This is a genomic window from Mycolicibacter senuensis (assembly GCF_002101885.1).
Classification (GTDB): Bacteria; Actinomycetota; Actinomycetes; order Mycobacteriales; family Mycobacteriaceae; genus Mycobacterium; species Mycobacterium senuense.
Map to the genome: position 1 here is coordinate 178,263 of NZ_LQPS01000031.1, position 19,087 is coordinate 197,349.

The 19,087-nt window shown below is 68.0% G+C and carries 17 protein-coding genes; 10 read left to right on the forward strand and 7 right to left on the reverse strand.

All coding sequences use genetic code 11. The annotated features are described in order from the left end of the window. Window positions 1-8 precede the first annotated feature (8 nt). The 4 genes from AWC24_RS08135 to AWC24_RS08150 are packed head-to-tail and all read left to right on the forward strand — an operon-like array spanning window position 9 to window position 4,097. Window positions 9-869 carry an SDR family NAD(P)-dependent oxidoreductase gene (locus AWC24_RS08135; RefSeq protein WP_085083734.1) on the forward strand — a complete coding sequence of 287 codons (861 nt, stop codon included), beginning with the start codon at window positions 9-11 and terminating at the stop codon, window positions 867-869. A 28-nt stretch (window positions 870-897) separates the two neighbouring features. Further along, a complete protein-coding gene (locus tag AWC24_RS08140; RefSeq protein WP_085083736.1) occupies window positions 898-1,818 on the forward strand; it encodes a reductase in 921 nt (306 codons plus the stop codon). Window positions 1,819-1,832: 14 nt separating this feature from the next. Further along, window positions 1,833-3,317, forward strand: a complete 1,485-nt coding sequence (locus AWC24_RS08145) for a flavin-containing monooxygenase (protein WP_085083738.1) — start codon at window positions 1,833-1,835, stop codon at window positions 3,315-3,317. A 9-nt stretch (window positions 3,318-3,326) separates the two neighbouring features. Next, window positions 3,327-4,097: a MerR family transcriptional regulator gene (locus AWC24_RS08150; protein ID WP_085083740.1), complete on the forward strand. Its 771-nt coding sequence runs from the start codon at window positions 3,327-3,329 to the stop codon at window positions 4,095-4,097. A 299-nt stretch (window positions 4,098-4,396) separates the two neighbouring features. On the opposite strand, the gene AWC24_RS08155 is transcribed toward AWC24_RS08150, so the two are convergent. Further along, window positions 4,397-5,029, reverse strand: a complete 633-nt coding sequence (locus tag AWC24_RS08155; RefSeq protein ID WP_085083742.1) for a TetR/AcrR family transcriptional regulator — start codon at window positions 5,027-5,029, stop codon at window positions 4,397-4,399. A 107-nt stretch (window positions 5,030-5,136) separates the two neighbouring features. Between AWC24_RS08155 and AWC24_RS08160 the strand changes: the two genes are divergently transcribed. Continuing rightward, window positions 5,137-6,171 carry a Rieske 2Fe-2S domain-containing protein gene (locus AWC24_RS08160; protein ID WP_085083744.1) on the forward strand — a complete coding sequence of 345 codons (1,035 nt, stop codon included), beginning with the start codon at window positions 5,137-5,139 and terminating at the stop codon, window positions 6,169-6,171. Beyond that, entirely contained in the window at window positions 6,168-7,256 is a 1,089-nt protein-coding gene (locus tag AWC24_RS08165; RefSeq protein WP_085083746.1) for an NAD(P)H-dependent amine dehydrogenase family protein, read from the forward strand. Before AWC24_RS08160 ends, AWC24_RS08165 begins: the two co-directional genes overlap by 4 nt. Window positions 7,257-7,278: 22 nt before the next feature. Here the strand turns inward: AWC24_RS08165 and AWC24_RS08170 are convergent, their stop codons facing one another. From AWC24_RS08170 to AWC24_RS08185, 4 genes are all read right to left on the reverse strand, one after another. Further along, a complete protein-coding gene (locus AWC24_RS08170; protein ID WP_085083748.1) occupies window positions 7,279-8,004 on the reverse strand; it encodes an MPT63 family protein in 726 nt (241 codons plus the stop codon). Between the two features lie 150 nt (window positions 8,005-8,154). Beyond that, entirely contained in the window at window positions 8,155-9,174 is a 1,020-nt protein-coding gene (locus AWC24_RS08175) for a DUF1942 domain-containing protein (RefSeq protein ID WP_085083750.1), read from the reverse strand. 137 nt (window positions 9,175-9,311) lie between these two features. After that, a complete protein-coding gene (locus AWC24_RS08180; RefSeq protein ID WP_163705355.1) occupies window positions 9,312-11,168 on the reverse strand; it encodes a serine/threonine-protein kinase in 1,857 nt (618 codons plus the stop codon). A gap of 135 nt (window positions 11,169-11,303) precedes the next feature. Beyond that, a complete protein-coding gene (locus AWC24_RS08185) occupies window positions 11,304-12,416 on the reverse strand; it encodes a glycoside hydrolase 5 family protein (RefSeq protein ID WP_085083754.1) in 1,113 nt (370 codons plus the stop codon). 148 nt (window positions 12,417-12,564) lie between these two features. Between AWC24_RS08185 and AWC24_RS08190 the strand changes: the two genes are divergently transcribed. Genes AWC24_RS08190 through AWC24_RS08200 form a run of 3 tightly spaced genes read left to right on the forward strand, consistent with a single transcriptional unit; the run spans window position 12,565 to window position 16,524 of the window. After that, window positions 12,565-13,401 carry an SDR family oxidoreductase gene (locus tag AWC24_RS08190; RefSeq protein WP_085083756.1) on the forward strand — a complete coding sequence of 279 codons (837 nt, stop codon included), beginning with the start codon at window positions 12,565-12,567 and terminating at the stop codon, window positions 13,399-13,401. Window positions 13,402-13,436: 35 nt separating this feature from the next. Continuing rightward, window positions 13,437-14,963, forward strand: a complete 1,527-nt coding sequence (locus AWC24_RS08195) for an acyl-CoA synthetase (RefSeq protein WP_085083758.1) — start codon at window positions 13,437-13,439, stop codon at window positions 14,961-14,963. Further along, window positions 14,956-16,524, forward strand: coding sequence for a class I adenylate-forming enzyme family protein (locus tag AWC24_RS08200; protein ID WP_085083760.1), 1,569 nt, complete (start codon window positions 14,956-14,958; stop codon window positions 16,522-16,524). The genes AWC24_RS08195 and AWC24_RS08200 overlap by 8 nt, the downstream gene beginning before the upstream one ends. Before the next feature lie 13 nt (window positions 16,525-16,537). On the opposite strand, the gene AWC24_RS08205 is transcribed toward AWC24_RS08200, so the two are convergent. Next, a complete protein-coding gene (locus AWC24_RS08205; protein WP_085083762.1) occupies window positions 16,538-17,248 on the reverse strand; it encodes an ankyrin repeat domain-containing protein in 711 nt (236 codons plus the stop codon). A 45-nt stretch (window positions 17,249-17,293) separates the two neighbouring features. Continuing rightward, a complete protein-coding gene (locus AWC24_RS08210; protein ID WP_085083764.1) occupies window positions 17,294-18,685 on the reverse strand; it encodes a DUF222 domain-containing protein in 1,392 nt (463 codons plus the stop codon). 151 nt (window positions 18,686-18,836) lie between these two features. On the opposite strand from AWC24_RS08210, the gene AWC24_RS08215 reads away from it, so the two are divergent. Beyond that, window positions 18,837-19,082 (forward strand): type I restriction-modification enzyme R subunit C-terminal domain-containing protein, encoded by a 246-nt coding sequence (locus AWC24_RS08215; RefSeq protein WP_085083766.1) that lies wholly within the window; start codon window positions 18,837-18,839, stop codon window positions 19,080-19,082. Window positions 19,083-19,087: the final 5 nt, after the last annotated feature.

The following is a 19,087-nucleotide window of genomic DNA, read 5'->3' on the forward strand; positions in this document are numbered from 1 at the left end:
GGGGCGTCGTGATCGCCGGCATCGACAGGCTGCGCAACGCCTTCCGGACCGACCGGCGTTCGGTCAATGCCACAGCGGTGGTCACCGGCGCCGGCAGCGGCATCGGACGATCCTTCGCCCTGGAACTGGTCCGCCGCGGCGGCGACGTCCTCTGCGCCGACATCGACGCAGCCCGCGCCGCCGAGACCGTCGCCCTGATCGAACAGCTTCCCTCCGGCAGCGGACACGCGGTGCAGTGCGATGTGTCCGACCGTGCCGCAGTCGAGCAGCTGGCCGGGCATGCCCGGGATGTCTTCGGCGGTGCACCGACCCTGATGATCAACAATGCCGGCGTCGGCATCGGCGGAAAACCGGTCGGCGACATCGGCTTTGAGGATTGGGAGTGGGCGCTCGGAATCAACCTGTGGGGTGTGGTCCACGGCTGTGAGATCTTCACGCCGATCCTTCGCGAAGCGGGCCGCGGCGGGATCATCAACGTGGCATCGGCGGCAGGATTCGCCGCCGCACCCTCGATGGCGGCCTACAACGTCTCCAAAGCCGGTGTCATGTCGCTGTCGGAGACGCTGGCCGCCGAGCTCCGCGGAACCGGCATCGCGGTCACCGTGTTGTGCCCGACCTTCGTCAAGACCAACGTGTTTCAAGACGGCCGGATCACCCCCGGCTCGATGAACCTGAGCCAGCAGCTGGCCCGCTGGATCGGGTTGTCGGCCGACGGTGTCGCGGCGCACACCCTGGACGCGCACGACGCCGGGCGGCTGTATGTGGTGCCGCAGCTCGACGCCACCGTCATCTGGCACCTCAAGCGGCATTTCCCCGCGCTGTACGCCCGAGGCGCCGGCCTGCTCGGCCGCGTCCTTCCCAAGAACTGAACCGTCTCACGAAAGGACGTGCCCGATCATGGCGATGGACCTGGACAACATGTTGCAGATGATCAAGGACAAGCAGTGGGCCTTGGTCGACATCGACTGGGACGCGCCGGGAGCCGAGCTGATCGAGCCCGAGCTGTGGGCCAAGCTCAAGCCGTTCATGACCGACCTGATGTGGATCGAGAACGTCGGCGCCCGCGGCTTTGCCGCACTGGCCAAGAAGGCCCCGACCCCGACATTGAAGAGCATCTACGAGCACTTCCACGCCGAAGAGCAGAAACACGCCAACGCCGAGCTCGCGCTGATGCGCCGGTGGGGCATGCTGGAGAACGACGAGGTCCCACCACCGAGCGTCAACGTCCAGCTGGTGATCACCTGGCTCGACAAGTTCTCCGACAGCATGTCGCTGTCGATTCTGGGCACCGTGATTCCCATGCTGGAAGTGGCACTCGACGGCGCACTGATCAAGTTCATCACCGACGAGGTCAAAGACCCGGTGGCCCAAGAAGTTTTCAAACGGATCAACTCCGACGAGTCGCGTCATCTGGCAGTCGACTTCGAGGTGATGGACATCCTGGGCCATGCCGGCCTCCGCAAGCTGGCCGTCGAGCTGGTCGGCAGCTGGATGAACCCGGCGCTGCTGATCGGCACCTTGAGCTACTTCCCGCTGCTGAACAAGATGCGCGACAACATCGTGGCGATGGGCGTCAATGAAGAACGGCTGTACCAGGCGATGCGCCGGTTCCAGAACGTCGGTGAACGAAACGCATTCGCCCGGCGGGTGCCGATGTACCGGTTGATCTCCTGGCACGGCAAGAAGGTGATCGACCGCAGCTCGAAGTATCACTGGCTGGCCGACTCGCTGGTGAAGGTCACCGGCGTGATCCCGGCGTCGTTGGTGCGCCACGAGCCGAGTTGGTCGCGGGAACTGACCTACGAGCCGGTCGCCTGAGGGGAGCAGCTGCCATGACCATCTCCGTGGCCGTCATCGGCGCCGGTTTCGCCGGCATCGGCGCCGCCATCCGGCTCAAGGACCGGGGCATCACCGATTTCGTGATCTTCGAACGCGATTCACGCGTCGGCGGCACCTGGCGGGACAACACCTATCCCGGCGCACAATGTGATATCCCGTCGCGGCTGTACTCCTACAGTTTTGCGCTCAACCCCGAGTGGTCGCAGACGTATTCGGGTAGCGCCGAGATACTCGGTTACATCGACGGGATGGTCGAGTCCGCCGGGATCGCCCCGCACATCCGATTCCGTCACAACGTGACCGCCCTCGAGTATGACACCGACGCGGGCGAGTGGACGATCGATCTCGACGACCGGGAACCGGTGCGAGCCCGTGCCGTGATCGTGGCGTCCGGCCCGCTGGCCAATGCCAGCCTCCCGGATATCCCGGGAATCGAGACGTACGAGGGCCGCAAGATCCATAGCGCCCGTTGGGATCACGGCTACGACTTCAGCGGCAAGAAGGTCGCGGTCATCGGCACCGGTGCCAGCGGCGTGCAGATCGTTCCGGAACTGGTCAAGGTCGCGAAGTCGATCAAGGTGTTCCAGCGCACGCCGAGCTGGGTGCTGCCGAAGGTCAACACCTCGACCAGCGGCCCGCTCAAGTGGCTCTACAAGAACGTGCCCGCGGCGGAGAAGCTGATGCGGGCCGCCTGGTACTGGGGCCATGAGTCGGTTGCCCTCGGCGTGGTGTGGGAGAGTCCGTTCACCCGACTGGTCGAAGCGGTCAGTGCCGCCAACCTGCGGTTGCAGGTGAAGGACCCGTGGCTGCGACGGCAGCTGACGCCGGACTTCTCCGCCGGCTGCAAGCGCCTGCTGCTGACCAGCGACTACTACCCGGCGTTGCAGGAGGACAACTGCACCCTGGTGACCTGGCCCATCGCCCGGCTGTCGCCCAAGGGCATCCGCACTGTCGAGGGCATCGAGCACCGCTTCGACGCCATCGTGTTCGCCACCGGCTTCGACGTCGCCAAGGCCGGTACTCCTTATCCCATCACCGGGCGAGACGGCCGGAACCTGGCCGTCGAATGGAGTGGTGGCGCCTATGCCTACCGCAGCGTGGCGGTCTCGGGTTACCCCAACCTGTTCTTCACCTTCGGACCGAACTCGGGTCCCGGCCACAGCTCCGCCCTGGTCTACATGGAGGCCCAGATCGACTACATCGTCGACGCGGTCGCCAAACTACTGCGGTTCGGCTGGAGGTCACTGGACGTGCGGCCCGAGGCGCAGCACCGCTACAACAAGGACATCCAGCGGCGGCTCGAATCGACCACCTGGAACTCCGGATGCCAGAGCTGGTATCTGACCGAGGACGGCTTCAACGCCACCATGTTCCCGGGATTCGCCACCCAATACGTCAATCAGCTCAAGACGCTGGACCTGCACGATTTCAAGATCACGGTGGCGAAGGCGAGCAGTGACCCGGTGCTGACCACATAGGATGCGCTGGTGGCCGAGTACCGGATCGACGACCTCGCACGGGAGGCGGGGACGACCACCCGCAACGTTCGGGTCTACCAGGAGAACGGCCTGCTGCCCCGGCCGCAGCGCCGCGGCCGGGTCGCGATCTACACCGATCGGCACCTCAAGCAGCTGAAGGCGATCATTCGCTTGCTCGGCGAGGGCTTCACGGTCAAGCACATCCTGAAGTTCCTCACCGGACTGCAACGCGGCGAGGATCTGGTCGAGGTGCTGGATCTGGCCGATCTGGGCGAGCTGGTGACGGCGCCGTGGTCGAACCCGGTGTCGCAGACCATGACCCGTGAAGAACTGGAGACTCGGCTGGGCCGGCTCGATGCCCCGATGCTGCGCCGGCTCACCGATGACGGAGTGATCGAGCCGAGCGACACCGAGAACGACTACCGGGTGATCGATCTGCGCCTCGTCGATGACTTGGCCACGCTGATCTCGCGCGGTATGCCGTTGCCGGCACTGCTCAACGCGGTGGGTGCGGTCGACCAGAAACTGGACGAAGCGGCCGGTGTGTTGGCCCGCAGCGGATATGCGGAGGTGGTGCGTCAGCGGGGGACCGGATGGTTACCCACCAACGACGACGAACTCGCCTGGGCCGCCGACTTGGTGGACGCCATGCGCCGGGTGGCACGGCGGGCAGCGCACGCCAGCCTGGACCGGGCGTTCGACGCGGCGGTGCGCACCGAGCTGCGGAAGTACCGGAAGGAAAGCGGCGAGCGCGCCACCCCCGCGGAGGGCAACGGCTGACTCATGCGGCGCAGCGCCGGCTGCAAAACGGTCCCCGCGGCACGGCGGCAGGTGAGCCCGGTCGGGCACCAGCAATGCGCTGTAACGGAGCTGATCCACGAGTGCGAGGGGTTGGGGCAGACGGCGACGTACTACCTGGGTCTGTCGCGATCGGCGGTGCTACCGTCGGCCACCCTGGGACGGGCCGCGACTGCGGCTGCGGTGGAATGCGCTGCCGTTCATGTTCGGTACCAAAGAACCGTGCGTGGGATTTCGCAATCTCGACCGCGGCGCCTCCGGACTCGCGCCGAGCTGAGTCCTCAGCCGGCCCGGGATCCCTCCAGATAGACCGCCAGGGCGTTGGTCAGCCCGCGACGGGCCTCCTCGAGATCGGCATACGAGCCCAGCTGGCGCTCGGAGACCAGCCCGCGCATCGCGCCCGGGATGAGCGCGGCCACCTCGCGCACCCGCTGCGGGTCGACTCCGAGACCGGCGAACGCGCTGTGGCAGGTCTGCAGCCAGCTCTTGCCCCAGGAGTACAACTCCGCTGCGGTGCGCGGATACAGCCGTTCCAGCTCGCTGTGATCGCGGGGAAGGGCGGCCCGCAGGTTCTCGATCGCCCGCGAATCCTGCGACGCCAGCCCGTCATAGAGCGTGTCGATGATCGCGGCGACCCGATCCCGCAGCGGCGCATCCGTTTTCACCCCTGCGAATGCCGACATCGCCGCATCTCGGCGTTCCGCGGTCCGGTGCAGCACCGCCGCCCAGAAGCCGTCGACGTCGCCGAACTGATACTGCACCGCACCCCAGGTGGCGCCGCTCTCTTTGGCGATCCGGCTCGCCGACACCGCGCCCGGATCGCCGGTGGCCAGTGAGCGCACCGCCGCGTCCAGCATCGCCTGGCGGGTCGCCTGCCCCCGCTTGTTGCTGCGCCGTGGCGCCGGGTGCGTCATCCCCGGAATTCTAGCAACATTTCCATAGTGCCCCCTATGATTCTGGTGCGGGTCGAACTATGCTGCGGAAGTCGGCCCCGTCGAGACTTCGGAGAGGACATCTGCACATGGCTAAACCGCCGCTGTCGATGACGCCGACCGGCTGGTTCCAGGTCGCCTGGTCCGACGAGATCGGTGTCGGCGACGTCCACAGCATGAAGTACTTCGGTCAGGAGATGGTGGCCTGGCGTGCCGAATCCGGTCAGCTGACCGTGATGAACGCCTACTGCGAGCACCTCGGTGCGCACCTGGGCTACGGCGGCACCGTCTGCGGCGAGGTGCTGCAGTGCCCCTTCCACGGCTGGCAGTGGAACTCTGAGGGCCGCAACGTCTGTATCCCCTACCAAGACAAGCCCAACCGCGGCCGGCGGATCGGCACCTACCCGGTCATCGAACGCAACGAGTCGGTCTACATCTGGCACGACGTGCACGGCCGCGAGCCGTACTTCGACCCGCCGGATGTGTTCGCCGCCTTCGATGACCGCACCGCGACTGACTACTACCCCCAGCAGCGGCTCTACCGGCAGTCCCTGGAAATGCACCCGCAGTACGTGCTGGAGAACGGGGTGGATTTCGCGCACTTCAAGTACGTCCACCGCACCCCGATCGTGCCGGTCTTCACCCGGCACGATTTCGCCGAACCGGTGTCCTACGTCGACTTCACCATCACCTTCGAAGGCGACGACGGCCAGCGGATCGAAGACGTCAACAGCGGTGTCGAGGCCATCAACGGCGGCTTGGGCATCGCGGTGACCAAGAGCTGGGGGATGATCGACAACCGCACCATCTCGGCGATCACCCCCGTCGACGACTCCACCTCCGACGTCCGGTTCATGGTCTACATCGGCCGGACGCCGGGCGCCGATCCCGCCCGCGCCGAGGCCCGAGCGGCCGAGTTCGGGCGGGAAGTGATCCGCCAGTTCGAACAGGACATCCACATCTGGTCGCACCAGCGCTATTCGGACCCGCCGGCCCTGGCCACCGCCGAATATGCGGGCTTCACCGCAATCCGGCAGTGGGCCAAGCAGTTCTATCCCGACGGCATCGGCGGCAGTGCTGCTGAGGTCGCTGCAGCCACTGCCCAGAAAGGTTCACCCGCATGACCGCATCCGCCAAACCGATCCGCGTGTTCCAGGTCGCCACCGGAAATGTCGGCACCGAGATGATCAAGCGGATCGCGCCGCGTCCCGATCTGGAACTGATTGGGGTGCACTGCTATTCGCCGGATAAGGTCGGCAAGGACGCTGGCGAGCTGGCCGGGATCTCGCCCAACGGGGTGATCGCGACCGGGACCGTCGAGGAGATCATCGCCGCCAAACCGGATGTGCTGACCTTCCACGGCGTGTTCCCCGACGAGGACCTCTACGTCAAGGTTCTGGAGGCGGGCATCAACATCGTCACCACCGCGGACTGGATCACCGGCTGGCACCGCGACCACAACCACCCGCACCCCTCGGGAAAGCCGGTGACACAACTGCTGTCCGAGGCGTGCGAGAAGGGCGGCTCGACCTTCTACGGCACCGGGATGAACCCGGGCCTCAACCAGATCCTGGGCGTGGTCGCTGCGGCCGACGTAGCCGAGATCGAGAACGTCACCACCATCGAATCGGTCGACGTGTCGTGCCACCACTCCAAGGAGACCTGGATCGAGGTCGGCTACGGACAACCGGCCGATGATCCGGAGATCCCGGCCAAGCTGGAGAAGTTCACCCGCGTCTTCGCCGACAGCGTGCTGATGATGGCCGACTGCTTCGGCCTGACACTCGACGAGGTCACCTTCAGCTACGAGCTGGGCGTGTGCACCAAAGACGTCGACCTGGGCTGGTACACCTTGCCCAAAGGCTCGTTGGGCGGCAGCTACATCAAATACCAGGGCATGGTCGACGGCGTCGCGCGCATCGAAACCCACCTGGAGTGGCAGATGACCCCGCACACCGAACCGAACTGGAAGATCAAGGGCTGCTACATCACCCGGGTCACCGGCGACCCGTGTGTGTACAACAAGCACATGATCTTGCCGAAGCCCGGGGTGGACCTGTCCGACCCGGACAACTTCGCCTCGATCGGGATGACCGTGACCGGGCTGCCGGCACTCAACGCGATCAGTTCGGTGGTCGCCGCCCGGCCCGGCCTGCTGACCAGTGCCGACCTGCCGTTGCGGGGTTTCGCGGGCCGCTTCAAGCTCTGATCGGCCCGAGGCCCGCCGCGCGTCAGGGGCTTGCCGGGGTCCCCGCCGAACTGCTCGACGACGCCGACGAATCGGGGGCTTCGGCCGGCAGCGGCGTACCGGAGCTGCCTTCGGGCAGCGGCGTGCCCGAGCTGCCGACGGGCGGTGAAGCCGGTGCCGGATTGGCCGGCCGCGACGCCGGGCCCGGCGCTCGATGGCTGCCGCCGCTCGCGGGGGCCTGCGATCCTGCGGCCGGTGCCTGCGGCTGCGGCGCGGCCGGACCCGACTGCGGTTGCGGCGCCGGAACCACCCACCGGATCAGATCGGCGCCGCCGGCCTGATACACCAGGCTCGTCGGCGCGTCACCGGTGACGTCGAAATAGACTTTGCCGCTGGTCTTCTGGCCCTGGCTCAGGCCTGTCGGCACGATGCCCTGCGGAGTGGGCACGGTGAACAGCGACTGGTAATTCTGGCCGCTGGCCGAGCGGGCACTGAGGTTGGCGACGATCGGGAACACGGTGCCCTGGATCGCCTCGTCGGTGGCGGTGGCCTCCCACAGGGTGCCGCGCGGCTGATAGGGGATGGCATCCGAGCTGGGCCGCAGGTCGGCGACTGTCCAGCCGTGCACACCCGGACCTTCCGGCAGCGTGCCCTGGGAGCCGAGCGGATGGGTGGGCGGGGCAGGCTCGTCCGCGGCGGCGATTCCGGTGCCGAACGCGCCGGCGAGAGCCAATGCTCCAGCTGCCAGGACGGTCGAGATGGACTTCATGTGGTCTGACTCCTCGGTTCGGCGGCATCCCGGTGATTGGTACCAAAGTACTGAATCCTAACGGGCCGCCGGCCGGGCCGCCGGGGAAACGAGTCCGGCCCGGCCCCCGCGGAAGCGGAGACCGGGCCGGACGAACGACCTATGGCGCGGTCAGTTCGACCCGGTCGCGTTGCTCGTGCCACTGGCCGCCGAAGCGCCCGGGGCGGGAAGCGGCGTGCCCTGGTTTCCACCCGAAGCCGTCGCAGCGTCGCTGCCCGGCGAACTGGCGCCGGCCTGGCTTTCCGCCCCGGCGCTCGAGGCGGCGGGGGACTCGGCGGGAAGCGGCGTGCCGGAGCTACCGGCCGCGGCCGGGGTGTCGGCCGGGCCAGCGGGGCTGGCCGGAGCGGACGCTTCCGGGGTACCCGCCGAGGTCGGCGCCTCCGAGCCGCTTGCCGCGGCCGGGGTGCCCTCGGGGCTTCCCGCGGTCGCCGGGGTGCCGTCGGCCTCGGCCGGCAGCGGGGTGCCCTGGCTGCCCGAGGTCGCCGGCGTGCCCTGACCGCTGGTGGCCGACGGGGTGCTCTCGCTGCCGGTGGTCTGGCTACCGGCGGGCGCCGGGGTGGTCTGGTTGCCCGATTGGGCCGGCTTTCCGCTGGTGGCCGCAGGGCTGCGCTGCGAGCCGGCCGCCGGGGCCGACGAACCGCCGCTGGCCGGCGCCGCCTGGACCCAAACCAGCTGGTCCTTGCCGGCGAACTGGTAGACCGCGCTGTTGGGCGCGTCGCCCGTGACGTCGAAGTAGACCTTGCCGGTGGTCTTCTGGCCCTGGGCCAGGTTCGAGGGGTTCACGCCCTGCGGGGTGGCGACACCGAACAGCGCGGGGTAGGTCTGACCGCTGGCCGACCGGGCGCCGAGGTTGGCGACCACCGGGGTGACGGTGCCCTGGATGGCGACGTCGGTGGCGGTGGCCTCCCACAGGGTGCCGCGTGCCTGGTAGGGGATGGCGTCCGAGCTAGGCCGCAGGTCGCTGATGGTCCAGCCCTGGATGACCCCACCGTTGTCGATGGTGCCCTGGCTTCCGATCGGGTGGGTCGTCGGAGCGACGTCACCGGCGTCGGCGCCGGCGGTTGCGACGCTGAGCGCTCCGGCCGCGGCCAATGCTCCGGCTGCTGCCACGGCAGTAGTGATCAACTTCATTATTGGTTGACTCCTCGGTTCGACTGGATCTCGGGGGTTTTGCAGTCCAGACGGCAAATCTTAACGGATTTGACCTTGTTGTTTGCGCACGTCTCAGAGTTGCGACATATCTGGCCGCGCCGGCGGGGTACGGCCGGTCAGGAGTGCGAACTCCACCAGGAATAGAACTGCTCCAGACTCGGGGTGCTGTGTTCGGTGCGCAACGCCGCCATCATCAGATCGGCATCGTTGGTCCACACCAGCGTGGGCGAACCCTGCCGGGTGCCGCACAACAGCATCCCGCTCGGTTTGTCCGGCGTCGCGGTCCGATGCCACGCCCCCGGCGATTGGATCCGGCCCGGACAGGTGACGACGTTGGTGGCCTGCACGGTGTTGTCGAAACTCAGCCGCAGGGTGCCGGCGTTCGGGAACAGCGAATAGGTCGCCGAGAACGGGCCGTCCACGTCGACGTTGCGGCCGCAGGTCACCTCCGCGATGGCGCCGCCCATCGGGGTGGTCGATGTGCAGGCGTCCTGCGGATAACCGCGGGGCAGCAGTTTGAGCAGTCGCGCCCGGGCTTCGGCGCTCGACACCGGCGATGCGGGCTCACTGGCAGCGGCGGCGGACTCCGGCAGGTCGCTGTCGGCGGCGAAATCATCCGAGCCCGACCGGTTCGTCAGCCAGGTGATCATCCCCACGACCACCGCCAGCGCCGCGGCGAGCCGCAACAGCTTCTTGCGTTTATCCGGATCGCGATACGCGGGCACTCGTCGCGGCGAGCTGAACCAGTCATGGTCCGGGGTCGCGATGCGCGGAATCGCGGGTTGTCCAGGAGTGCTCGCCGGTTCCGGTGCCGGAGCGGGTTCGGGTTCCGGCGGGACCGGCGGCGTGGCGGGAGACGGCGTGGCGGGAGACGGCGTGGTTGGAGGCGGCGTGGTTGGAGGCCGGGTGGGAGACGCGGGGGCCGGCGCCTCGGCCGGTTGCGCCGCGGCCTGCGACACCGGCGGGGCGGGCGGCATCGGACCCGCCGGCGACGCCGGGGCCGGTGGGTTGGGCTGTTCGGCGGCACGCGGCTGCGCGCTGGGCACCGCCGGCGGCGTGCTCGACGTCGGTTGCTCGATCAACGGCGGGGTGGCTTGTTGGCTGGCCTCGTAGATCTGCAGCGTCCGATGCTGATCGGGCGCGCTGAGCGCCTGGTAGGCGGCGGTGGCCAACTCGGCCGCGCTGCCATAGCGCTCCCGGGCATCCTTGGCCATGCCCTTGGCGATCACCGCGTCAAAGGTGGACGGGATCGTCGACCCGGCCTGGCTGGGTCGCGGGATCGGCTTGCTCACGTGAGCATTGGCCAGCATCTTGACGCTGTCGGCCCGGTACGGCGGTGAGCCGGTCAAGCACTGGTAGAGCACGCACGCCAGCGAGTAGACATCCACGCCCGGACCGAAGTCACCGCCGGAGAACAACTCCGGTGCCGAGTACTTCCAGCGGGCGCCCGCGTGCTCGGCGTCAGCGGCGTCCGCCCCGGGCGCCCCGGCGATCCCGAAGTCCACCAGGTAGACGAAGTCGTCCCCGGTCAGCAGGATGTTCCGCGGTTTGATGCCGCGGTGGATCACTCCGGCGGCGTGCGCGGCATCCAGCGCCGAGGCGGCCTGCCACACGATGTTCACCGCACGCGATGGCGGCAGCACCCCGGTTCGTCTCAGCAGCGCCGAAAGGTCGCCGCCGTGGACCAGGGGCATGTCGATGAAGACCTCGCCGTCCAGTTCGCCGTAATCGCGGACCGGCACCACGTGTGGTTCCTGGACCCGCCCGACGGTCAGCGCCTCACGCTGCAACCACTCCCGGAACGCCGGGTCGCGGCCTAATGCCGGTGCGAGCAGTTTGACCGCGGCGGGGCGATCCTTCTGCGTGTCGACGGCTTCGTAGACCTCGCCGGTGGGGCCGTGACCCAGCAGTCGTTTGAGGAGGTAGCGCCCAACACGTGACCCAGCCCGCGAACCCGGCGCGGTCTCGCCCATCATCGACTCCTCAAGCAGACCCGTGAACACCGACCGCCGAACCGGCCGCCGATGACATTGCCGCCAATAATTTCACCATTGAATCCGGCGGCTATCAGCCGGTCGTGCCAACCTGCCCCGAATCCGGGTCTGCGATCATCGGCCGGTCAAGTTGCTGATCGTCAGGATCTCCAGGTTGCGGTAGGCGCGCCCGGTGGGCTGCACCAGATCATGGAACCAGACCTGCGGCTCCGCGGTGTAGGGGCTGTCCCAGGAGTCCCACGGAAGGTAGGTCTGCGTCCGTCCGGCGACGAAACCCCAGTTGTAGGCGCCGACATTGTGGCGCTTCATGATCGGCAGAATCCCGTCGATGGTGTTGCCGCGGGTGCGGGCCAGGTACTCGGTGCACATCATCGGCCGGCCCAGCGGGGCGAGCTCGGCGATCCGATCGCTGAACGCCGCGGGCTTGTCGTAGGAGTGGAACGTGATGAAGTCGGAGCTGTTGAGCTGGGTGTTGACGATCGTGCTGCCCTGTCGCGAGCCCTCCCAGATGCCGCTGGTCAACGGCTGACGAGCGTCGACGGCGCGCGCCCAGCTGTAGACCTGCGGGAGCAGGTCGCTGATGAGGTCGAGTTTGTCGGAGCGCTCGACGCTGTTGTACTCCCGGGCCATGTTGTCCGGCTCGTTCCACAAGTCCCACGCCAGAACTCGCTCGTCGTAGCGGAACTGGGTCATCACACCGGTGACGTAGTCATAGAGGGTGCGGTAGTAGTTGCGGTCACCGAGCCGCTCGGCGCCGGGGCTTTGCACCCACCGCGAGTTGTGGATGCCGGGGCGGGGCGCAAGCTGCTGGCCCGCCTTGGGGTGCGGGTCCCAGCAGGAATCGAACAGTACGAACATCGGCTTGATCCGGCGTCGGGCGGCGACCGAGACGAACTGGGCCAGCCGGTACTGGAAGCCCTTACGGTCCGCCGCCCAGAGCTGGTCGTGCAGGAACACCCGCACGGTGTTGAATCCTGCCGAGCGGGCCCAGCCCAGCTCGGCGTCGATGCGCCGCAGGTCGAAAGTTCCGGGTTGAAACATCTCGAGCTGGTTGACGGCCGTCGAGGTGATGTAGTTGGAGCCGACGGGCCAGCCCTGCGCCTGATACCAGCGGTTGACCCGGTCGATCGACCACCGGCCCGGGTCGGCGCCGGCCCGCGGGATCCGGCTAAGGGCGGGACCCGCCGCCAACAGGAGCGGCAGCCCCAATGCCGTTCGACGCTTCACGCAGTGACCATAGCGCCCGGCTCGCCGGGGCGGCGGGTGGATGTCCGGCCTGTCGCCGGGCAAATCGGGCGCCCGGCACAGGTACCACAGCGGCCACCTACACTCATCGAAACTCCGCAGTCCGAGACGCGTTGCCGGGAGGCCGACTATGTCGCAGCACCTGCAGGACAAGGTTGTCGTCGTCACCGGCGCCGGCGGCGGGTTCGGCAAACTGATCGCCGAGAAGTGCGCCGCCGGCGGGGCTCGAGTGGTCGGCGTGGACATCGGCGCCGAGAACCTCGCGGCCGTCTTCGACGGCATCCGCGCCGCCGGACTGTCGGGCACCCACCACCTCGCCGACGTCACCGACATGGGGCAGATGAAGGCCGCCGTGGAACACGCGGTGCAGACCTTCGGCGCGGTGGACGTCATCGTCAACAACGCCGGCGTGATGCCGCTGGCCTACTTCGCCGACCACGACAAAGCCTGGCAGCAGTGGCACCGCGCGATCGACATCAACATCAAGGGCGTGGTGAACGGAATCTCGGCCGTCTACGACCAGATGATCGGTCAAGGCCGCGGCCACGTCGTCAACATCTCGTCGATCTACGGCAACGCCGGGGTGGCCGGTTCGGGGGTCTACAGCGCGACCAAGGCCGCGGTCACCGTGCTCTCGGACTCGCTGCGCAGCGAGGCCAAGGGCAAGATCAAGGTGACCACGGTCAAACCGACCGGCGTGCTCGGCACCAACCTGGGCAGCGGGGTGGTCAACGGCGCGGCGATCATGGGCATCGTCGGTTCACGCGCCGAGAACTACATGCAGTCGATGACCGAATGGGCCAACGGCACCCTGGCCGCCGAGCAGACCGACGTCGACTCGGTGAAGTACTGGCTGATCACCCCCGAGGACCTCGCCGCGGCCGTGGTCGGAGTGATCGACCAGCCGTGGGGCATCAGCATCAGCGACATCACCGTGCGGGCCAGCGGCGAAGACTACATCTACTGACACCGAGATCTGCTGACACCGAGGCGGCCGTCACGATGTATCCCGGCGTTCACGCGGCGACCACGCCCGACAAGCCGGCGATCATCGTCGCCGACACCGCAGAGACCCTCACCTACGGCCAACTCGACACTCGCTCGCTGCGGTTCGCCCGCCACCTCTACGACGTCGGTGTCCGGCCGGGCGACCACATCGCGGTGCTCTGCGACAACCAGCCGCGCGCATTGGAGATCTACTGGGCCGCCATGCGTTCCGGGCTCTACATCACGTTCATCAACTCGCACCTGACCGCCGGGGAGGTCGCCTACGTCGTCAACGACTGCGATGCGCAGACGTTGGTGATCGCCGAGAAATACGCCGGCATCGCCGCGGCGGTGATCGCCCGGACACCCCGGGTCACTCGCCGGATCGCAACCGGTCCCATCGACGGTTTCGACGACTACGAGAGCCTGGTGGCGGCCGCCTCGACGCAACCGCTGCCGGCGCAGCCGTGCGGCGCGGACATGCTCTATTCGTCGGGCACAACCGGGTTCCCCAAGGGGATCAAGGTGCCGTTGCCCGGCCGCGACGTCGACGCGCCGGGCGACCGGATCACGGGATTGTTCGCGCCGCCGATGGGTTTGACTGTCGATTCGGTCTACCTGTCGCCGGCCCCGATCTACCACTCGGCCCCGCTGCGGTTCATGGCCATGGCGCACCGGGTCGGTGCCACGGTGGTGATGATGCGACACTTCGACGCCGCGGACGCGCTGCGGTCCATCGAACGCTACCGGGTCACTCACAGTCAGTGGGTGCCGACGATGTTCGTCCGGATGCTCCGACTCGACCGGCGGATTCGTGACGCCTATGACCTGTCATCGCAACGCTGCGCGGTACATGGCGCCGCGCCCTGCCCGGTGGAGGTCAAACGCGCCATGATCGATTGGTGGGGGCCGATCCTGCTGGAGTATTACTCGGCCACCGAAGCCGCCGGCACCACCATCATCGACAGTCACGACTGGTTGTCGCATCCCGGCTCGGTCGGCAAACCGGTACTGGGCGTTGCCCATATCTGCGACGACCGTGGCGGCGAGGTCGCGGCCGGAGAGCACGGCACCGTCTACTTCGAACGTGACGCCGCGCCGTTCGAATACCACAACGACCCGCAGCGCACCGCCGACACCCGCCACCGGGACCATCCGAACTGGACGACCACCGGTGACGTCGGATACCTCGACGCCGACGGCTACTTGTACCTCACCGACCGCAAGTCGTTCACGATCATCTCCGGCGGGGTCAACATCTACCCGCAGGAGATCGAGAACGCGCTGGCACTGCACCCGGCGGTGCTGGATGTGGCCGTCATCGGCGTCCCCGATGAGGAGATGGGGCAGTCGGTGCTGGCAGTGGTCCACCCGGCCGCCGAGGCCGGCCCGCGCGACGAGTTGACCGCAGCGCTGGATCGGTTCCTGCGGGAGCGCCTGGCCCACTACAAGGTGCCCCGCCGCTATGAGTTCAGCACCGACCTGCCGCGCACAGCGACCGGCAAGCTGGTCAAGGGACGACTGCAGGAGCGTTATGCCTGACTGGGATTCGCCGGCGTTCACCGCGGCCGAGGTAGCCCGCTACCACGACGCCGGGTGGTGGTCGCAGACCACGCTGTCGGATGCGGTTCGCCGCAACGCGCAACGTTTCCCGGGCCGGCCCGCCTATGTCGACCATCCCGGCGCGGGACTGACGTGGCGGGAGTTCGACACGGCGGCGGACACCCTGGCGGCCAGGCTTGCCGGCGCGGGAGTGTCGCCGCGCGACCGTATCGCGGTCTGGCACGGCGATTCCGCGGCCATTCACGTGCTGTTCGTGGCGATCGAGCGGTGCGGCGCGGTGGTGGTGGGCATCGGTGCACGCGCCGGGATCCGCGAGGTGACGGCGATCCTGGCCGCAGCGCAGGCCGAGCTGCTGATCACCGACGCGCAGCGGCAGGCGGCCGCGGCCGACCTCGAGGTCCACACCCTGCGCATCGATGCGCTGGACGGCGCCGTCGAGATCGGGGCGCCGGGGCCGCAACTCGGCGCCGACGACGTCTTTCTGATCAACTCCACCTCCGGCACCACCGGGCTGCCCAAGTGCGTCGTGCACACCCAGAACCGCTGGCACTACTTCCACCAGCTGGCCGTCGCCAACGGACAGCTGAGCTCTGAAGACATTTTTCTGCCGATCATCCCGACCCCGTTCGGTTTCGGGCTCTGGACCAGCCACACCACCCCGATTCACCTCGGTACCACGGCGATCCTGCTGGACCGGTTCACCGCCGCGGCGACCTGCGCTGCCATAGCCGAACACCGTGTCACCGTCTTATGTTGTGTCAGCACGCAATTGACGATGCTGATGGCCGACCCCGCGAGTCGGGCGTTCGACCTGAGCTCGCTGCGGGTGGTGTTCACCGGCGGCGAGGCGCTGCCCTACCGTCCGGCCGCGGAGTTCGAGGAGCTCACCGGGGCCACGATCCTGCAGTTCTACGGTTCCAACGAGACCGGCCTGCTCAGCGCGACCACCCTCGACGACCCGCTGGAGCGGCGGCTGCGCACCGGGGGGCGGATCGTTCCGGAGATGGCGGTCCGGCTGTTCGGCGGCGAGGACGGTGACACCGACGTGACCGACAGCGGTCGCGGCCAGCCGGCCTGCCGGGGACCGGCCACCAGCCTCGGCTATCTGGGCGGTGCCGATCACGACAAACTGTTCACTGCCGACGGCTGGATGCGCATGGGCGACATCTGCGAGATCGACGCCGACGGCTACCTCAGCGTCACCGGCCGCACGTCGGACTTCATCCTGCGGGGCGGCAAGAACATCAGCGCCGCGCAGGTCGAGGACGCCGTCATGACCCACCCGGCGATCGCGGTGGCCGCCGCGGTGCCGATGCCCGACGAGGTGTTCGGCGAGAAGGTGTGCGTCTATGTCGAGCTCGCCGATGCGCTGGTCGCCGGCACCGGCAATCTGGAGCTGCCCGAACTCGTGGAGCATCTGCTGGCCCTCGGGGTGTCGAAAGAACTCCTGCCCGAACGTCTCGTCATCGTCGACGAACTGCCGCGGTCCTCCGGCGGCAAGATCGCCAAAGGGCAGCTGCGGCAACAGGTCCGCGGTTGATCGCGCTCTGCCGTTATTGATAGCCCTCGTAGACCTGCGATGGGCCCTCGGGGGTGATGAGATAGCCCACCGTCGCGATGTGCACGTCGCCGACCGGGTCGAGCTCGCGGTAGCCGCCGAACAGTTCGACGTCGTCGTCTTGCAGGCCGACCCGGAAGCCGCCCCACAGGTAGGGCACCGGGAACCACAGCTGCTTTCCCGGCAGCTCGTGCAGCACCTCGACCGGGGGATACCGGAACATCTGCCGCAGATCGACGCCGCGGAACAGCTGCTGGATCAGGTCGTCGATGATCCCGGTGAGCTGGGTGTCGAGCGCGGCGACCCGGTCGCGGTCCAGCGGCGCCGCCGGCGGTTTGAGGACCTCCAACAGCTCGGCAGGCCGGTGGTGCTCGACGGCGATGTCGTAGGCGGTGCGCCCGGCGGCGTCGGGCTGGCTGCGCAGGGCGCCCCGCTCGATCAGCCAAGACGCGACGTCCGGCGGCGCCCCGTGCCAGCCGGCCTGATGCAGCACGGTCAGCCAGGTCTTGCCGCCGGGTCGCCAGGCCTTGATGTCGACCACGTGGTCGCCGCGGTCGAGTTCGCGAACCACCTTGCGCCACTTGCCTCGTTTGGCGGCGTCGGCCAGATACAACGCGGCCTGCGCCTGGCGGTTGCCCAGCAGCGAGCGGTCCATCACGCCCGGCCACAGCGGCGCATTGTTGCGGATCTCGGCGTAGGTCGTCACCGTGGCATCCTCTCGCGGTTCGGGCCACGATACGTGAACTCGCAGCTATGGATCTGCGTGGGGAGCATCCAGGAGCTCCTCCGGATGGTGCAGATGGTTGATCTGCGGTGGGCTGGTGCCGTCGGTCCAGGCCAGGCGCCCTTGCTCGGTGACGTGAGTGTGGAGGTCGCCGCGCGTGGCAGCGCCGTGGTCGGCGCCGCAGGCGAAGTAGAGCGCGTCGGCGTCGGTGCGGCCGTCGGGGTCCCAGTCCGGCGAATGGTGGACCTCGCAATGGTAGCCGGACTCCGAACAGTTCGGCCTGGTGCAGCCGTGGTCGCGGGCGTGGCAGATGATCCGGTGATCCAGGGTGGCGATGCGTTTACTGCGGCCCAGGTACAACGGGCGCTCGCAGTGGTCGTCGAAGACCGCCAGGTAATGAATCGAGTTGGCCGCCATGCGAATCAGGTCGCGCATGGGCAGGCGGCTGCCCCCGCCGGTGCGGGCCGCAGGCGGCATCGGGATCTCCGGGTTGGCCATGGCGCGGGCCGCCTGGTCGAGGTCGGCGAGTTTGGTGGTGACGATGACTGTCACCGGAACGCCGCGGTGGGTGCCCATGGCGCCGGACTCGATGCCATGGCGCAGCGCGAGTTTGAGCGCATCGTGGTCGCGTTGTCCCGACGAACGGGTGTCGCGGCCGGCGGAGCCGTCGGGTTGGCGGTGGCCGGGGCGGACCGCGGCGAAGACGGCCTCGAGGTAGGCGCGGGCTTCGGGGTCGACGCAGCCGGAGAGTCGGCTCATCCCGTCGGGGCCTTGGCGGCCCAGGACAAGGTTGCGTCGTCGTTCCCGGTCTTCGTCGGTGAAGTTCCCGTCCGGGTTGAGACGGTCGGCGATGGCGTGTCCGATGGCGGTGACGAAGGCGGCGTCCTGCTCGGTGGCGTGGCGTGCCAGGGTACGTTCGGCAGCCTCACGATCGGCCGGCGCGACCTTCGCGGGTAGTTCGTCAAGGGCTTTGGTGACCGCTTTGATGTGGTCGTCGCCGATGCGGCCGTCCTCGACAGCGGCGGCGGTTTCGGGAAGTTCGGGTGGGGTCGGGGGTCCGGTCAGGTTGCGTCGCGGGCGGATACGTGCGGCGATGCGGAACCGGCGTCGGACCTCGGCTCGGGTGATGCGCAGGCGCGACCACAGCAGGTCCGTGATCTTGGTGTCGGCGGGCAGTCGGGGGTCCTCGGGACCGTCGGCCGGGTCGGCGATCTCGCCGAACATGCGGTAGGACAGACCGCGATTGACTCGATGCTGGGTTTCGAGGTGTTCGGCGACTTCGACGCGAAACGCGTTGCCGACGATGTCGGTGTCGGCGCAGCGGAGTCGGGCCTGGGCATCATCGATCAGTGCCAGGTCCGCGCGGATGGCCGCGCGGGCCGCCGCCGCGGGAGGGAGGACCTGATCGGGTTCGGACACACCTCCAACGTATCGAACAATTGTGCGAATATTGGGGGTCGTACGGTGCTCTGTGAATGAACCGGGCAACTGTGGATGGATCTCCTGAAACCGCGCCGGCCGACAACGCCGTCGAACAGTCCACGGTGGTTGCGACGTCGCACAGCAGCGGCTGCGGGGGGATGGCACAGAGTTCACCGTCGAGCAGATCCGATTCGTCAACCTCATCATCGATGAGGTGACAGCCAACGGGGTGATGGAACCCGCACGTCTCTATGAATCGCCTTATACCGACCACGCACCGCGCGGGCCGGAAGGGATGTTCGGCGACGCCGAGGTGGGCGGCATCGTAGCCATCCTGCGCGCGGTCAAAAACCACGCCGTCCCGCACCAAGGAACTGTCAGCGGCGTTCGGTAGGGTCC

Bases quoted from the DNA above. Each gene is read 5' to 3' on its own strand.
- AWC24_RS08180 (WP_163705355.1), bottom strand. From the start codon at position 11,168: ATGGGCGAGACCGCGCCGGGTTCGCGGGCTGGGTCACGTGTTGGGCGC.
- AWC24_RS08200 (WP_085083760.1), top strand. From the start codon at position 14,956: ATGCCTGACTGGGATTCGCCGGCGTTCACCGCGGCCGAGGTAGCCCGC.
- AWC24_RS08160 (WP_085083744.1), top strand. From the start codon at position 5,137: ATGGCTAAACCGCCGCTGTCGATGACGCCGACCGGCTGGTTCCAGGTC.
- AWC24_RS08165 (WP_085083746.1), top strand. From the start codon at position 6,168: ATGACCGCATCCGCCAAACCGATCCGCGTGTTCCAGGTCGCCACCGGA.
- AWC24_RS08140 (WP_085083736.1), top strand. From the start codon at position 898: ATGGCGATGGACCTGGACAACATGTTGCAGATGATCAAGGACAAGCAG.
- AWC24_RS08170 (WP_085083748.1), bottom strand. From the start codon at position 8,004: ATGAAGTCCATCTCGACCGTCCTGGCAGCTGGAGCATTGGCTCTCGCC.
- AWC24_RS08155 (WP_085083742.1), bottom strand. From the start codon at position 5,029: ATGACGCACCCGGCGCCACGGCGCAGCAACAAGCGGGGGCAGGCGACC.
- AWC24_RS08145 (WP_085083738.1), top strand. From the start codon at position 1,833: ATGACCATCTCCGTGGCCGTCATCGGCGCCGGTTTCGCCGGCATCGGC.
- AWC24_RS08195 (WP_085083758.1), top strand. From the start codon at position 13,437: ATGTATCCCGGCGTTCACGCGGCGACCACGCCCGACAAGCCGGCGATC.
- AWC24_RS08190 (WP_085083756.1), top strand. From the start codon at position 12,565: ATGTCGCAGCACCTGCAGGACAAGGTTGTCGTCGTCACCGGCGCCGGC.
- AWC24_RS08175 (WP_085083750.1), bottom strand. From the start codon at position 9,174: ATGAAGTTGATCACTACTGCCGTGGCAGCAGCCGGAGCATTGGCCGCG.